The organism is Vibrio natriegens NBRC 15636 = ATCC 14048 = DSM 759, assembly GCF_035621455.1.
In the GTDB taxonomy this organism is placed as follows: domain Bacteria; phylum Pseudomonadota; class Gammaproteobacteria; order Enterobacterales; family Vibrionaceae; genus Vibrio; species Vibrio natriegens.
The window spans coordinates 2380617-2396539 of record NZ_CP141822.1 but is presented as its reverse complement, the minus strand read 5'-3'; the positions used below and the strand labels follow the sequence as shown (position 1 = coordinate 2396539).

At 44.9% G+C, this 15923-nt stretch carries 17 protein-coding genes; 9 read left to right on the top strand and 8 right to left on the bottom strand.

Annotated elements, in window-relative coordinates:
• Positions 1-28 precede the first annotated feature (28 nt).
• From tcdA to VER99_RS10875, 3 genes are all read left to right on the top strand, one after another.
• Positions 29-838, top strand: a complete 810-nt coding sequence (gene tcdA / locus VER99_RS10885) for a tRNA cyclic N6-threonylcarbamoyladenosine(37) synthase TcdA (protein ID WP_014232810.1) — start codon at positions 29-31, stop codon at positions 836-838.
• A 21-nt stretch (positions 839-859) separates the two neighbouring features.
• Complete coding sequence (gene csdE, locus VER99_RS10880) at positions 860-1288, top strand: cysteine desulfurase sulfur acceptor subunit CsdE (RefSeq protein ID WP_020334306.1); 429 nt, start codon at positions 860-862, stop codon at positions 1286-1288.
• A 300-nt stretch (positions 1289-1588) separates the two neighbouring features.
• Positions 1589-2506: a sensor domain-containing diguanylate cyclase gene (locus VER99_RS10875; protein ID WP_020334305.1), complete on the top strand. Its 918-nt coding sequence runs from the start codon at positions 1589-1591 to the stop codon at positions 2504-2506.
• Between the two features lie 34 nt (positions 2507-2540).
• Here the strand turns inward: VER99_RS10875 and csdA are convergent, their stop codons facing one another.
• The 4 genes from csdA to VER99_RS10855 all read right to left on the bottom strand — a co-directional run bounded on the left by csdA (position 2541) and on the right by VER99_RS10855 (position 6166).
• On the bottom strand, positions 2541-3752 hold the full coding sequence (gene csdA, locus VER99_RS10870) for a cysteine desulfurase CsdA (protein ID WP_020334304.1): 1212 nt from the start codon (positions 3750-3752) through the stop codon (positions 2541-2543).
• On the bottom strand, positions 3752-4351 hold the full coding sequence (locus VER99_RS10865) for a DJ-1 family glyoxalase III (RefSeq protein ID WP_014232806.1): 600 nt from the start codon (positions 4349-4351) through the stop codon (positions 3752-3754). The genes csdA and VER99_RS10865 overlap by 1 nt, the downstream gene beginning before the upstream one ends.
• Positions 4348-5238: a 2-dehydropantoate 2-reductase gene (panE, locus tag VER99_RS10860; RefSeq protein WP_020334303.1), complete on the bottom strand. Its 891-nt coding sequence runs from the start codon at positions 5236-5238 to the stop codon at positions 4348-4350. Before panE ends, VER99_RS10865 begins: the two co-directional genes overlap by 4 nt.
• Before the next feature lie 109 nt (positions 5239-5347).
• A complete protein-coding gene (locus tag VER99_RS10855; RefSeq protein WP_020334302.1) occupies positions 5348-6166 on the bottom strand; it encodes a nucleoside-specific channel-forming Tsx family protein in 819 nt (272 codons plus the stop codon).
• A 323-nt stretch (positions 6167-6489) separates the two neighbouring features.
• Here VER99_RS10855 and VER99_RS10850 point away from each other — a divergent pair, with 323 nt between their 5' ends.
• Genes VER99_RS10850 through VER99_RS10835 form a run of 4 tightly spaced genes read left to right on the top strand, consistent with a single transcriptional unit; the run spans position 6490 to position 9725 of the window.
• On the top strand, positions 6490-7086 hold the full coding sequence (locus VER99_RS10850; RefSeq protein WP_020334301.1) for an LON peptidase substrate-binding domain-containing protein: 597 nt from the start codon (positions 6490-6492) through the stop codon (positions 7084-7086).
• Positions 7083-8441, top strand: coding sequence for a DUF4397 domain-containing protein (locus VER99_RS10845; protein WP_020334300.1), 1359 nt, complete (start codon positions 7083-7085; stop codon positions 8439-8441). The genes VER99_RS10850 and VER99_RS10845 overlap by 4 nt, the downstream gene beginning before the upstream one ends.
• A gap of 43 nt (positions 8442-8484) precedes the next feature.
• Entirely contained in the window at positions 8485-9069 is a 585-nt protein-coding gene (locus tag VER99_RS10840) for an RNA polymerase sigma factor (RefSeq protein WP_014232801.1), read from the top strand.
• Positions 9066-9725 (top strand): ChrR family anti-sigma-E factor, encoded by a 660-nt coding sequence (locus VER99_RS10835; protein WP_020334298.1) that lies wholly within the window; start codon positions 9066-9068, stop codon positions 9723-9725. Before VER99_RS10840 ends, VER99_RS10835 begins: the two co-directional genes overlap by 4 nt.
• 73 nt (positions 9726-9798) lie before the next feature.
• Here VER99_RS10835 and VER99_RS10830 read toward each other — a convergent pair whose 3' ends face one another.
• From VER99_RS10830 to VER99_RS10815, 4 genes are all read right to left on the bottom strand, one after another.
• On the bottom strand, positions 9799-11151 hold the full coding sequence (locus tag VER99_RS10830) for an AmpG family muropeptide MFS transporter (RefSeq protein WP_014232799.1): 1353 nt from the start codon (positions 11149-11151) through the stop codon (positions 9799-9801).
• Between the two features lie 68 nt (positions 11152-11219).
• A complete protein-coding gene (locus tag VER99_RS10825) occupies positions 11220-11765 on the bottom strand; it encodes a peptidylprolyl isomerase (RefSeq protein ID WP_014232798.1) in 546 nt (181 codons plus the stop codon).
• Complete coding sequence (locus VER99_RS10820) at positions 11765-12334, bottom strand: YajG family lipoprotein (RefSeq protein WP_014232797.1); 570 nt, start codon at positions 12332-12334, stop codon at positions 11765-11767. The genes VER99_RS10825 and VER99_RS10820 overlap by 1 nt, the downstream gene beginning before the upstream one ends.
• A gap of 42 nt (positions 12335-12376) precedes the next feature.
• Positions 12377-13531 (bottom strand): methyltransferase, encoded by a 1155-nt coding sequence (locus VER99_RS10815; protein ID WP_020336457.1) that lies wholly within the window; start codon positions 13529-13531, stop codon positions 12377-12379.
• Positions 13532-13798: 267 nt separating this feature from the next.
• Between VER99_RS10815 and bolA the strand changes: the two genes are divergently transcribed.
• Entirely contained in the window at positions 13799-14107 is a 309-nt protein-coding gene (bolA, locus tag VER99_RS10810) for a transcriptional regulator BolA (protein WP_014232795.1), read from the top strand.
• Between the two features lie 471 nt (positions 14108-14578).
• On the top strand, positions 14579-15919 hold the full coding sequence (locus tag VER99_RS10805; RefSeq protein WP_014232794.1) for a Na(+)-translocating NADH-quinone reductase subunit A: 1341 nt from the start codon (positions 14579-14581) through the stop codon (positions 15917-15919).
• Positions 15920-15923: the final 4 nt, after the last annotated feature.

The following is a 15923-nucleotide window of genomic DNA, read 5'->3' as shown; positions in this document are numbered from 1 at the left end:
TTTTTCTATCGAACATCTGGATTTCAATATGCGCGAACTCGATACTCCGGCATCTGACAACTACAATCAACGTTTTGGCGGCACTCGTCGTCTTTATGGTAACAGCGAAGTCGAAATTCTTCGTGCTGCGCATGTGTGTGTGATTGGTATCGGTGGCGTTGGTTCCTGGGCGGTCGAAGCGCTGGCGAGAACTGGAATTGGCGAGCTGACGCTGATTGATATGGATGATGTGTGTGTAACGAACATTAACCGTCAAATCCATGCTATGTCTGGAACGGTTGGCCAAAGCAAAATTGAAGTGATGGCCGAGCGCGTTAAGTTGATTAACCCAGAATGTAAGGTGAATCTGATTGATGATTTCATCACTCCAGACAACCAGCATGAATACTTGAGCAAAGAGTTCGATTACGTGTTGGACGCGATCGACAGTGTGAAAGCAAAAGCGTCTCTATTGGCTTACTGCCGTAGTAACAAGATTAAAGTGATCACGACGGGTGGCGCTGGTGGTCAGGTCGACCCAACACAAATTATGGTGGCGGATCTGACCAAGACGATTCAGGATCCACTGGCCAAAAAAATTAAAGACACTTTACGTCGTCATCATAACTTTCCGAAGAATCCTGCGCGTAAATTTGGCATTGACTGCGTGTTCTCTACCGAGCAGCTAAAATACCCACAAGCGGACGGTTCGGTATGTGGTGTGAAGTCTACGGCAGAAGGACCTAAGCGAATGGACTGCGCAAGCGGATTTGGCGCGGCAACCGTTGTGACAGCAACGTTTGGCTTTGTTGCGGTTTCACGCATAGTAGAAAAGCTGATTCAAAAGTATAAGAAGTAATAACAAAGAGAAGTACACATCATGACTGATTTCCCAGTTTCACCATTTGGTTCTGAGATAACAAGTGACGATATTGTCGCGACGATGCAGCAGTTTAAAGGCTGGGAAGATCGCTACCGCCAAGTTATCCAGTGGGGAAAGAAATTACCTCAAATGCCCGAAGCGCTGAAATCAGAACAAGTCACGGTGTCAGGCTGTGAAAGCTTAGTTTGGTTGGTTAGTCAGGAGCAGGGTGGTGTTTGGCATTTCTGTGCGGATTCTGATGCGCGTATTGTCCGTGGCTTGATCGCCCTGGTAATGGCCGCGTTTGACGGAAAAACCGCTGAGCAGATCCAAGCGTTCGACATTGATGCGTATTTTGAGCAGCTCGGTTTGATTGCACACTTAAGTCCATCTCGTGGGAACGGCCTGAAAGCGATTGTTGAACAGATCAAACAAACCGCTAAATAACAGTTTCGTTGGTTCTGAAAGGCGCTGGGTAGCGAACGTTACTCGGCGCTTTTTTATTTGGGCGAAGGGGATGGAAGAAGGACTTAAAACCATTCCACTACGTCGGCGGTTTTGGCTTTAGTTATTGTTCGTTATTGTTCTCATTTCTCGGCGCACAGTCCGGTTTTACACCAATATTTGTAGTTACAATTTGTCTGCATTAGATGATAGATATATTCTTAAAGAGGTTTTTATTTTCCCGTTGTAGAAGGTTTATAGGCAATTGGGTTAGTTAGTACAAATACTAGGAACCTCTCTTTTATGCGATTCTCCTTGGAACATGCGCAAGACGTGTTATCCGGAATGCCAGACCCCACTTTTATACTGAGTGAAGATGGTCTCTATATTGATGTTTTTGGTGGTATAGATAGAAACGCCTATCACGATGGCAGTAGTTTGATTGGTGAAACGCTGCATAGTGTGCTTGAAAAAGAACAAGCAGACTGGTTTATTAAGCAGATTAATCGCTGTCTGACGGAAGACAGTATTATCACCATAGAATACAAGATGTCCGCCGACAACGTTCAGGGCATTGATCCCACCACAGGGCCAAACGGATTACTCTATTATGAGGGGAAAGTATGTCCTCTTGGTATAACGTACCAAGGTCGCAGAGTCGTTCTTATCCTGACCCGCAATATTTCTAACCGTCATCAAGTTGAAACTATTCTGCGTCACCAAAGCCAAATCGACGCTTTAACAAACATCTATAATCGCCGTGTTTTCTTCGAAAAAGTGTCCGAAGAAATCACTAAGTGCGAAGCTCAAAGTTATCAAGCCGCCTTACTGTTTTTTGATCTCGATTTCTTCAAATCTATTAATGATGAGCGAGGTCACGATGCCGGTGACTACGTCTTAGAAACGTTGGCTGAGTTAGTTTCTAGTCTTTTAACAAAAGATGAAACCTTCTCGAGAGTGGGAGGGGAAGAGTTTGCGATTATCCTGCCTGATGTTTCATTGTCTTCGGCAACAGAGATCGGCGAGGAAATTCGTTCAAATATTGAAAAAAATCAGTTTGAGTTTGAAGACGTTCAAATCCCTGTGACAGTCAGTGTTGGCGTGGTGAATATCATCGGTTATGAATCGACAAAGCGATTGTATGCAAGGGCAGACAAAGCACTCTATGCGGCAAAACGTAATGGTCGAAACTGTGTGATAACGACAGAGAGCGAATCGTAGCAACCAAATCGGTTACTACGATTTCGTGGTTTGGTTAGAGCATATCGACGGCTTTTTCTACTGCGGCGATCAGCCTGTCAACGTCTTCTAAGGTGTTATAAATTCCAAACGAGACACGTACTGTTCCTTTAACCTTCAGTGCATCCATTAAGGGATGGGCACAATGGTGTCCGGCGCGTACTGCAATACCTTGCTGGTCGAGTAGTGTCGCGATGTCTTGGTGATGAACACCATCCATGACAAATGTCAGTACCGATGCATTAGGCTGGTAACCAAGAATGTGAATATCGTCCAGCTGCCTAAGCGCTTGATAGGCTTTGTTTTGTAAAGTGTGCAGGTGCGCTTCCACTTCTTGATGATCAAAACCCTGATACCAATCAATGGCTTTTGCGAGTGCGATAGCCCCAGCCACATTCGGCGTGCCTGCTTCGAATTTTCCGGGTAACGCAGAAAAGGTGGTTTTTTCAAACGATACTTTCTCAACCATTTTTCCGCCACCATGCCATGGCGGCATCGCTTCCAGTAAGGCTAACTTGCCATAAAGCACGCCAATCCCTGCTGGGGCATAGAGCTTATGTCCTGAGAATACGTAAAAATCGATATCCAGCTCAGCAAGGTTTAGCGGCTCATGTACGATACCTTGTGCGCCATCCACCACGACAACGGCACCAAACTGATGTGCCAGGGTGGTAATTTCTTCGATAGGCTGACGTGAACCGGTGACGTTAGTGATTTGTGCACACGCCACAATCTTACAGCGTTCAGACAACAGCGACTTAAATGCTTCCAAATCAAACTGACAGTTGGAAGTCATTGGCACTTTTACGACTTTTGCTCCGGTCTGCTCAGCAACAATTTGCCATGGCACGATGTTGGCGTGATGCTCCATCTCGCTGATCAATATCTCATCGCCTGCTTGTAAGTTGCTACGAGCATAGGTCTGAGCGATCAAATTGAGCGCTTCTGTCGCTCCACGTGTCCAGATGATTTCTTTCGAGCAGGCCGCGCCGATAAAACGGGTGACGGTTTCACGAGCCGCTTCGAACTGGCTGGTGGCATTGGCGGTTAAGCTGTGACTGCCACGATGCACGTTAGCATTTTGAGCACTGTAATAATGACTGATAACGTCAATCACACATTGAGGCTTTTGTGTGGTAGCAGCACTATCAAGGTAGACCAAAGGCGTGTCATTAATTGACTGATTTAAAGCGGGAAACTGCTTACGAACCGCATTGACGTCAAACATTACTCTTCACCAATTTTGTGATAGTGCAAAGTCGGAATGGTCACCATAGGTTCGGCGATAGTCCACGCATGTTTTTTGCCAGAGAGTTTGATGATCACTTCCATCGCAAATTCTAACGCTGTTCCCGGCCCCTGGCTGGTGATCAGATTATGGTTAATATCGATAGTCACGCGTTTGCTACGCCAGTTCGCTTCAGGAATGTGTGACTGGAAACTTGGGTGACAGGTCATTAGGGCGTTAGGGAAAAGATCATGATGTTGTAGCACCAACGCTGGAGCTGCACAGATAGCCGCAACCAATTTTCCTTCATAAATATGTTGTTTGAGGATTTCTATCATGACTGTGCTGTCGCGAAACACTTCCGAACCACCGACACCACCCGGCAGTGCAATGACATCAAACTCGTCATCGGCGATATCGACCAGTTTGCAATCTGCGGTTAGCGTGACGCCACGAGAAGCTTTCATCGTTAAAGCTCCATCGAATGCTGCACTGGCTACCGTCACGTCATATCCAGCTCGAACCATCATATCGATAATGGTCACGGCTTCCATTTCTTCGGTACCTGGAGCGATAGGTACTAAGATTTTTACACTCATTGTTCTGTCCAGCTTTTTTCTATCTGTTTAATGCGTTGGTAAAGACTGAGGTTCTCAGGCGTCTCGATGTGGTGTTTCTCTGCAGTTTGCAATAAATAACCAGTAATAAAGTCGATTTCGGTGCGTCGCTGGTGGTAAACATCCTGTCTCATCGAAGAGTAATTCTCCGCGGTAGCATTGACGACTTGCATGATAACCCCGAACAAATTGTCGAACTCAGTATCGAGCCCTTCTTTATTCATTACCTCAACCAATTCGCGCGTAATGTTTCTCAGCGTATCCTGAAACTCCTGCTGTGCAAGCGCGCCATTTTTGCATTGATGGATAGCGGTTAATGGATTAATTGCACAGTTGATAGCGAGTTTAGTCCACAATGCTGCATTGATATTTGGGTTCCATCCCACTTCAGGTAGGGCGTGATGCATTACTTCCTGTAAAAACTGACACTGTTCGCCCAAATTATTGAAGCCGCCTAACTGTGTGTTGCCATGGCCTGTATGCAGCACTTTTTGTTCGCAAGGTTTATAGGCTCCGTGAGTCGTGGTCGCTAAAACGATAGGGTTGTTTTTAAGCGATTCAGAAACGCGTTGTGCGGTTCCCATGCCGTTATGCATCAGCATCACGATTGTGTCGGGGTGGATATGCCCAAGCAAAGGCGAAATGGCTTCTTCGACTTGCCACGCCTTGACGGTCACCACAATCAAGTCAGCACTTTTTACAGAAAGAAGGTGATTATTTAGGAAAGTGTCACCGACTGAGTCATCAAGTTGCAACGAAAGCTGAGTTTCTGAACTTCTGCTCCAAAGAGACACATGATGTCCTGCTTGCTTTAATTTTATTGCCCAGAGTGAGCCGATAGCTCCAGGGCCTAAGATGACAATATTCACCAAACGCTCTCATTGAAAAGGTTTGCTGCAAGGATAATGAGGGGAAAAAGGAAAGCAAATAAAAAATGGCGCCAATGGGCGCCATTTCTGAAGAAACTTATTGGTTCTATTAGAACTTGTAAGTTACCGCTACGTAGTGACCTGCACCAGATGATTCTGGTTTGTGGCCCCACGGTAGAGCTTCGCCGTCTTTGAAGCCGTATACGTCTTTGTATAGTTTTAGACCGTAACCAACCGCAAAACGGTCTGAGTGCCAGTAGATACCGTTGAACATTGCACCGCCATTAGACGCTGTAGTGTTGAACTTGTTACCTTCGTCGTCATCCATACCAAATTGGTAATCGATGTAACCTTGGTAAGAGATGAATGAACCGTTCTCGAAGAAGAAGAATGGTTTGAACCAGTTAGTAGAAACTTGGAAACCGTTCCAGTCTTTCTCATTACCAGCGTAAGTACCGTATAGGTTTAGGCCTACTTTGCCAAACCATGGAACCATAACGTCAGAACCTAGACCGATTTTTTGAGAGTTAACGTCAGAGTTACCGCCCCATTCAATTAGAGATGCAACGTATAGCTCTTGAACAGGACCGAAAGAAAGATCTTTACCAGTTAGTGCGTCCAGAGACATACGTGGAGCGAACTTCATGAAGATTTTCTCGCCGCCAGCTTTGTCGCTGCCTGGATCAGAAGCTAGGTTGAATACGTCAACGTAACCGTAAAGATCGAAAATACCAGAGCGACCACCGAATTCCATCTCTAGGTAATCGTGAGAAGATTCAGCATAACCTTTCTCGTTAAATGCACCCATCAGGTTGAACTGCATCCACTTGTAATCGTTTTTGTGGATATCGCCGTCAGAGTAATCAGCTGCCATAACTGGAGCCGAAGTAGCCGCTAGAAGGCCAAGAGCTAAAAGTGATTTACGCATAAGGGGACTCTCTATGTTTGTAATATTTCAGAATAAGCAATCTATGCTGCGTTTTCCTAGTGGCGGGAATAATAGCGATAATAATCCCAAAAGAAAGTGATAAAAGGTGCAAAATAAAACCTTTTTAGTGATCAATATCACAAAGGTACCTTTATTTACGGAACTTTTTATTTATTGCATTTTATTGCAATAAATATGTGATTTAGATCGTTTGCGTGGCGATTTTCGTGACTTTTTAAGCCAGTCGATTAACCAACAAAAACCGTTAGTGATCGGAGTGAACAGAGTTTCGTACTAGACGATGAACTAAAGAGGACTTATTGATGAACGAAGTTATGTTATTTCCACTTACTTCAGTTGTACTCCCTGAAGGAAAAATGAATCTGCGTATTTTTGAGCCTCGTTACATACGTATGGTGAAAGAGTGCAGTTCGAAAAATATGGGTTTTGGCGTCTGTCTGGTAGGTAACGACGGCGATCCGAAAGAAGTTGGAAACGTTTCTTCGATAGGTTCGTTAGTACGGATTGTTGATTTTGAAACATTAAGTGATGGGCTTCTTGGAATCACAGTGGTTGGTGAAAAACGCTTTAAGGTACTGCGCGTTAGAGCAGACTCCGATGGTTTAAGGCATGCCGAGGTTGAGTGGATGGACAACTGGGCTGTTCCGAAAGGGCTGTACAGCTTTGATTACTTAAGTCAACAGCTGGCTTACGTTTATGAGGAGTTCCCTCAACTTGGGTCACTTTATGAGCACCGCTTTTATGACGACCCATCTTGGGTCACACAGCGTTGGCTTGAGCTACTGCCGTTGGAATGTCACCTGTTCGATAGGTTGGCAGGAGCAGAGGATTGTCTTCCAGCTTTGCATTTTCTACACCAAGCACTTGAAGCCCCTAAAAACAAAGAGGCACGGTTATGAAACTAACAAGTAAAGCGTTTCTGGTTTTAATGGGATCTCTGGGATTGGCTGCGTGTGGTTCAGACAGCGATACAATAGAGTTCTCCAATGTTCAGGCAGTGCATGCATCAGCAGATGCACCACTGGCGAATGTATGGATTAACGACAAAGCTACGCTAACTGGCGTCGATTATGGTGTTGGATCAGGGTACATGATGGTTCGTGAGGGCAGTAACGCAGTTCAGGTCGATGTGCAGTTGCCAGGCAGTGAGGTGGCAACAGTAGTGCCAAGAACGTTGCTCGATCTCGATTCAGACCTCAAGTACACCGTGTTTGTGGTCGGTGATGCCGACGGTAACCCAAATCCTGTCGAGCCACTAATCGTGACACGCCACGCGGAGTCGATGGCGGATGAAAGCTCTCTGGATGTACAAGTTGTGCACGCTGCTTCAGGCGTTCCAGCTGTGGATGTGTACGTGACAGATCCAGGGGCTGATTTATCGACAGTCATGCCTTTAACTAATCTTGCTTATAAAGCGGCGACAGACACGCTTAATATCCAGGCTGGTGATTATCAAGTCAGATTGGCGGTTGGGGATGATGTCGTGTTTGATTCTGGAACGCTTTCATTGGCGGGAAATGCTAACTTAACTATCGCTGCCATTAAAACCGGCGACTCCAGCAGCTCTTCTCCCGTTAAGTTGTTGGTTTTAGATGGTTCGGGATCTTCTATAATTCAGGATATGGGCAGCCAAGCTGAAGTTCGGGTTGGGCATGTCGTGGATGGTGCACCAGCTGTAGACGTGAATGTAAATGATGCTCCATTCGCTCCACTTGCTGATTTAGCCTTCAAAGAAATTCGTGGCTATTTGGATCTTGATCCTCAGTCTTATGACATCGATGTTTTCGTTGATGGTACCACCACAGACCCCATTTTCAGTATTGACGATTTATCTGTGGAAGCAGGGATGGATTACAGTTTCTACGCTGTTGGCGTCGTGAGCCCTTCGGTCGCTGTTGAACCTTTGATTGTCGAGGACATGAGAAGAGCAGTGGCCACCAGTGCGACATTGAATATCACTCATGCAGCGGCAAATCCGGTTGCTGAGAACGTGGATATTTACCTCACTACCAGCGCTGGTATAGACGGTAGTGATCCAACCGTTTCTGATTTTACGTACAAAGAGAGTCTGAAAGGACTTTACGTTGAGGAAGGAACCTACTTTGTCACTGTCACTGCAGCAGGCGAGCCTAATACTGTTGCAATAGATTCTGCTCCTGTGGATTTGATGAACGGTGTGGTCTATCAAGTCGTAGCGATAGACGATGGCAATAGTGGTGGTTTCAATCTGTTAGTTAATGACATCACAGACTAGGACGGAGTGGGAGGGGGAGACTCCTCCCTGCGATAAGGCCGATATGATGAGTGATAGCCGACAAAAACTGGGACGGCATGAATGGAACGCGTATATGGACAAAGTCAAAGCACGAGATCAAGACGCCTTTGCTTTTGTATTCCAATTTTATGCTCCCAAATTAAAACAGTTCGCTTATAAGCACGTAGGGAACGAGCAAGTCGCAATGGAAATGGTACAAGAAACCATGGCCACGGTTTGGCACAAAGCTCACTTGTACGATGGAAAGAAGAGTGCGTTATCTACTTGGATATACACCATCATCCGCAACTTGTGCTTTGACTTATTACGAAAGCAAAAGGGCAAAGAGCTACACATTCATGCGGATGACATCTGGCCTTCAGAATATTATCCACCAGATCTCGTCGATCACTACTCTCCCGAGCAAGACATGCTGAAAGAGCAGGTGGTGAAATTTTTAGATACATTGCCGAAAAATCAAAGAGACGTGTTGCAAGCGGTATATCTTGAAGAGTTGCCGCATCAGCAAGTGGCAGAACTGTTTGATATCCCACTTGGCACCGTTAAATCTCGTCTAAGACTTGCGGTAGAGAAATTAAGACATTCAATGCATACGGAGCAACTATGAACAATCATCCAGATAACAAATTGCTAGAAGCTTATGCTTTGGGCAGCATTGATGCGGTTTCTGGTCTTGTGGTCGCGACGCACTTAGAAACATGCTCCAAGTGCCGAGACTACGTCAATCGGGTAGAAGCAGAGCAAGCGAATGTCGTCAGTAACGTTCCTTGTGTTTACGTGCCTGAATTTGATGACATGTTTAATGCCATTGTTACGGCCCCTCCCATGCGAGACAGTGTCATTATTAGAGACTCAGCAAAAGTGTCCGTGGCAGGCAAAAGCTTTGAGTTACCCAAAACTCTGAGCCGTTTCTCTGATTTGGTCGGCTCTTGGAGAAGTTATGGCGGCAAAGTATATAGTGCTCAAATTGATTTGGGCGAAGATGCCAGAGTAAACCTCATGTATATCAGTGAAGATGTGCAGATTCCTCAACATACGCACAAAGGAATAGAGTCAACCTTGGTCTTACATGGCGGATTTAGCGATGAGGATGGTGAGTACGAAGAGGGCGACCTGATGATTCGTGATGCGTCTGTTAAGCACAGCCCGTATACGAAAGCCGGGGAAGATTGTTTGTGTCTTACTGTCTTAACTGAGCCAATGATATTTACTCAGGGTGTGGCAAGAATCTTCAATATGTTTGGTAAGGGGCTTTACCCTTAAACTCCAGCAGTTTTTCACAATGCTGTTTTTAAAAGAACCACCGTTTTGCGGTGGTTCTTTGGTTTCTAGTGATTTAGTGTTTATGGCGTGCTTTTTCTAGCAGGTCATCAAAGTAGTGGCGTAGTGAATACAGCATGATCAAACTTGGTATCACCATAACCGCTGTAAGAATGAAGAAGGTACTCCAGTCATTAAGGTAATCTACTAGCTCACCACTGAATGAGGCCAGAGTGGTTCGTCCAAAGTTGCCTAAAGACGCAAGCAATGCGTATTGTGTTGCTGAAAACGCTTGTCCGGTCAATAACGTTAAGAAAGAGACAAACGCCACGGTTGAGAATGCTGTAGTAAAGTTATCGACAATGATGGTAGCTAAGTACAAGTGTTCATTAGGACCGACTGAAGCAATCCAAGCAAACATTAGATTACTTGCCGACATGGCAATGCCACCGATCATCAGGCCGCGAACCAAGCCAAACCTCACATTGAACATACTGCCTACTAAGGTAAAGAATATTGTCGCGCCCCAGCCGATTAGCTTGGAGTAGTAGCCAATTTGCTCATTACTAAAGCCGATATCTTTATAGAATGCAATCGACATCCGGCCTAAGAAGGCTTCGCCAATTTTGAACAAGAATACGAAGAGTAATAAGGTTATCGCAACGCGCACCCCATTTCGGTTGAAGAAATCCAGGAAAGGCTCAACGACGGTTACTGTAAACCACGCAACGATTCTAGAACCAACCACTTCTTTGTGACGTTGTTCTGCTTCAGACTGTAACTGCTCACGTTGAGTTTTAGGTTCTCCGACTAAGAGTGTAAACACCATTAAAACAACAACGATAAATGCCATTCCGTAATAAACGCCATTCCAGCCGATGCTATCAGCATTAATAAACGCTAAATAGCCAGGCAGGGAGTAGCCAGTCCACCATCCGATGACTGCCATTGCCGACGCTTGTGGCAGTTTAGAGGCTTCAGATTTTGGGAAGGTATCAATACGAAAAGCGTCGATGGCGATATCTTGTGTTGCCGATGCCGTCGCAATACACAGGGCTAAAACTGACGCAAAAGCCAGATTTTGTGCCGGGTTTACATCTGCAATAAGAATGGTGGCGACAAGTACGATGCTTTGACAAAAGAAAATCCAGCTGCGTCGCTGCCCAAGAAGACGGTGCAACAGTGGGAGTTTTAGCCGGTCTACCAGTGGAGCCCAGAGGAAGTTAATCGCATACACGGCAAAGACGCTACCAAAATAACCAATCGCAGAAAGCGTTAAGCCTGCATCTTTAAGCCAGCCAGACATGTTAGAGCCGATCAATACCCATGGGAAGCCGCTTGAGCATCCCAGCATAAAGACCCATAACAAACGTTTATCGAGGTAACTTTTTACCGTTTCCAACCAAGTGATGGAAGGTAATGAAGACATAGATTAATCCAATAAAATGACGCCGTTGAAAGAGAAAACCCTTCGAATATTCAAAGGGTTTATGATGGCTATTTGAGTAATGTTGCTTTCGTGATGACGATTTGAGTTTCTGGTACGTCACGCATTCGGCCAGATGAAGATGTTGGCTGTTTTGCCATATTTTGGATGACGTCAAAGCCTTCAGTTACCTGACCAAAGACTGCATAACCCGGTGGTCGAGCGCCGTAGTTAAGAAAATCGTTATCCACCAAATTAATGTAAAATTGGCGAGTTGCCGAGTCCGGCGCGTTGGTACGAGCCATCGCGATAGTCGCTTGGTCGTTATTTAAGCCGTTATTACCTTCATTTTTGATAGGCTCGTACGTATCAACCATTTGCATCTCTTGGTTGAAACCGCCACCTTGCGCCATAAAACCCGGTATTACACGGTGGAAAATGGTGCCTTCGTAGCTGCCATCCTCAACATATTTAAGGAAGTTCGCCACTGTTATTGGTGCTTTCTCTTCATTTAACTCAACGGTAAATGAGCCAAGTGTTGTTTCAAACGAGACCTTAGGTCCAGCCCAAACGCTACAACTGAGTAGCGCCAGAGAAAGAATTGCTTTGCGTATCATTAGAATCGCTCCTGCATGTACTGACGAAGTTCTGGGTCGTTGGCGATTTCTTTCAGAGTTAGATCAACCACATCGTTTAATGTCTGTTCGATATCTGAGTCTGAAGCGCTGAACGTACCGGAGCGATTTGCACTACCCGTATACGTTTTGACTAATCGGCCTTGTGGGTTTTCTGCTGTGATTTCTAATACAACCTTAGCACTCATCTCTTTTTCCATGACCGAATGCTTTACGTTCACGAGCGCTTCCTGAACTTTAAGTTCAATCACATTATTACTGTTAAGGTCTGAGTGGAATCCTTGGGATGAGAACTGCTTCTCCAACGCTTGCTCAAGAGCAATACGTAAATTCTGCTTCGCGTGGAGAGGAAGAATGTTAGAACGTCCATTATCCACCAACGCAACGTATTGAGCGGCACGTACATCTTTACTGATTAAGCTGTATGTTTTGCCTTGTACAATAGGATTGGTGCTAAGTGTGCTTTCAGGCATCAGGTTCAGTTGTACCTGTTGTGGGGCTGAACATGCAGCCAGCAAGGCAACTGAAGCCGCGATTACCAATTTTTTCATTTGATTATTCCTTGTAAACATTCTTCTCAGTAAGGAGCTTTTTTATTTTGCGTTTAATTTAGCAGGATTTTTTGTTGCCTGTAAAATCACGAACTTATTGTTAGACGCGACAAGATTCACATTGTTGGCACCAAACAGACGCTTGAGTTTAGCGTCGTAGCCAAGGTGTCGATTTCCTATGACAAGTAATCGACCACCTTTGTTCAATACCTGCTTTGAATCACAGAACATTTGCCATGCGATATGGTCGGTGATGGCTTGCTGCTGATGGAAGGGTGGGTTGCACATGATAAGAGAGCAGCTATCGTGATCAAAACCATCTAAGCAGTTGTTCGCGATGCATTGTATTTCGCGCTCTTCGCCTAAGTTATCCAGTAAATTCTGCTTAGCCGACTCCAGCGCCATAAAGCTTTCATCAACACAAGTCAGGCGAGCATTTGGGTTTAACTGCCCCGCTTTCACTGAGAGTACGCCGTTGCCACATCCAAGGTCGACAATATGAGTGATGGAAGCATCTTGAGGAATATGCTGCAACATAAATCGGGCACCCAAGTCTAAACTTTCGCCTGAGTATACATTTGGCAGATTTTTGAGCTGAATATTCTCGCCATCCACACTCCACGCCGTAATCGGGTCGACTTCGACAATCGGCTGAGCATTGGCTTGGGAGAAAACCAGTCGGTGCTTCTTCCAGGCAAGGGACGTTTTCGTTTCACCTAAATGCTTTTCAAAGAGTTTGAGCGTCGAAGTGTGGATCTCTTTGACCTTATTAACGCCAATAACCGGGCATGACTCAGGGAGCGCATTTCTAAGCTGGCTGAGTATCCAAGTCAGGTGACGATTGCTTTTTGGAAGTTGCAGCAAAACCAAGTCAGCATCTGCTGGAATGTCATCCATCGTGCTAAGAAATGTCACGTCTTTACATTGATTTGCTTCAAGGTTTACTTGAGTACCTTTATGAGAAATAAAAGAGTCACTCATAAACGTCACACGATGTTTTTCAGAGAACCAGCAAGCTAAAGCGCCAAAGCTATCATTGATAACCACAATATGTTGATTGTCGTTTAGCGCCAACTCTTCAACATGATTAATCAAATACTCATCACCAGCGTCCCAAGCCTGCAGTGTTTCGTTGGAGCGCTTAGGGAAGCGGTGAAGCGTTAGGCTTCTGCCGTGAAGGTTCAGTTCGGTTTTCATAAGTAAACGTAGGTTGATTCAATAAACTAGGGAATATTGTCGCAAATGATGGCAAGTGTAGATACAAAAAGCTGTTAAATTTTGAGTTTACTTGCTTTTACGTTATTCAAAGGCTCAGACATGACTCAACTCTGAGTTTTAAACTATTGCGTTGATTGAGGTTAGGATTTAATTTTTAGACTTATACTTCAACAGCGAGAGCTGGATACTGCAAGTTACCGTGAGTTGGGTATATACTTATGAAATTCGAATCGATGAGGAACGAATATGATCCAAGAAATCATAGAGAAAAAGCTGCATAGTGAGCTGCAACCTAGCTACTTAAAAGTGATCAATGAAAGCTATATGCATAATGTACCGCCAGGTTCAGAAAGCCACTTTAAAGTCATCGTTGTCAGCGACTCGTTTGCTGGACATAGACTGATTGGCAGACACCGACAGGTTCATCAAATTCTCGCAGATGAGTTGGATAATCACATTCACGCATTAGCGATTCATACTTACACCGATGAGGAATGGAAGAGCGAGCAAAATGGCGCGCCTGATAGCCCAATGTGTGTCGGTGGTGGTCGTTAACGCCATTAAAAATAGATTTTTGAAAGATGGTGGAAACCATCTTTTTTTTCGTTTTACCAAGCGTAACACCAAAGAATAGAGCTATCCCGGTTAAAGAAATTACGTTAACAGTGTTTCAACAAATGAATGAAAATCAAAGATTGTTTCAGCCGGTGAATGTTGCTTTACCATACGGTATGTGTGGAATATTGTATTTGTGCGATTGGTCAAAGTTATGAGTATTCTTTGACCTTTTAGACCTTATTCTACCTAAATATCCGCTCTATTCTTATGATTGGTCATGGCATCAAGTTCCTAAAAAATGCTAGAATATTGCACCTGAGAAATCTCGAGTATTTCTTGTAACGAGATTTTTAATAGGATGTTGCGATTTTAGTGTTTAAAACAACACTGAAACCGGACACTAATGTCGTGTCTAAAAGTTACGCAATCAAAAGAATCTTTTTCCCGATAAAAGTAGTGCAAGTGCGTATGATTACAATAAAGAAGGGCTTGGATCTTCCTATCGCAGGAACTCCATCCCAGGTGATTAATGATGGTAAGACCATCAAAAAAGTCGCCTTGCTTGGCGAAGAGTACGTTGGCATGCGTCCAACCATGCATGTCCGCGTTGGTGATGAAGTGAAAAAAGCGCAAGTTCTTTTTGAAGACAAGAAGAACCCTGGCGTGAAATTCACTGCACCGGCAGCCGGTAAAGTGATCGAAGTTAACCGTGGCGCTAAACGTGTCCTTCAATCAGTAGTGATTGAAGTGGCAGGTGAAGAGCAGGTGACATTCGATAAGTTCGAAGCCTCTCAACTTTCTGGTCTAGATCGTGAAGTGATCAAGACTCAATTGGTTGAATCTGGCCTATGGACCGCTTTACGTACTCGTCCGTTTAGCAAGGTTCCAGCAATCGAGTCTTCAACTAAGGCGATTTTTGTAACTGCAATGGATACTAATCCACTAGCAGCTAATCCTGAGTTGATAATTAACGAGCAACAAGAAGCATTCGTTGCTGGTCTAGACATTCTTTCAGCCCTGACAGAAGGCAAGGTTTACGTATGTAAATCTGGCACTAGCTTGCCACGCTCTTCACAGTCTAACATTGAAGAACACGTCTTCGATGGCCCTCACCCAGCAGGTCTTGCTGGCACCCACATGCATTTCCTATACCCAGTAAATGCTGAAAATGTGGCGTGGAGCATCAACTACCAAGACGTTATTGCGTTCGGTAAGTTGTTCCTAACTGGTGAACTTTACACTGACCGTGTTATCTCTCTGGCTGGTCCAGTAGTGAATAACCCTCGTCTAGTTCGTACGACGCTAGGTGCTAGCCTAGACGACGTGACAGACAACGAGTTAATGCCAGGTGAAGTTCGTGTGATTTCTGGTTCGGTACTAACAGGTACTCATGCAACTGGTCCTCACGCTTACCTAGGTCGTTACAACCTACAAGTGTCTGTTCTACGTGAAGGTTATGAAAAAGAGCTGTTCGGCTGGGCAATGCCTGGTAAGAACAAGTTCTCTGTAACTCGCTCATTCCTTGGTCACCTATTCAAAGGTCAGTTGTTCAACATGACAACCACGACTAATGGTAGTGACCGTTCAATGGTTCCAATTGGCAACTACGAACGCGTAATGCCACTAGATATGGAACCTACTCTGCTACTTCGTGATCTATGTGCAGGCGATACAGATAGTGCAGCAGCACTTGGCGCTCTGGAGCTAGACGAAGAAGACGTAGCATTGTGTACCTTTGTTTGTCCTGGTAAGTACGAGTACGGTCAGCTACTTCGTGAATGCCTAGATAAGATCGAGAAGGAAGGGTAATTTT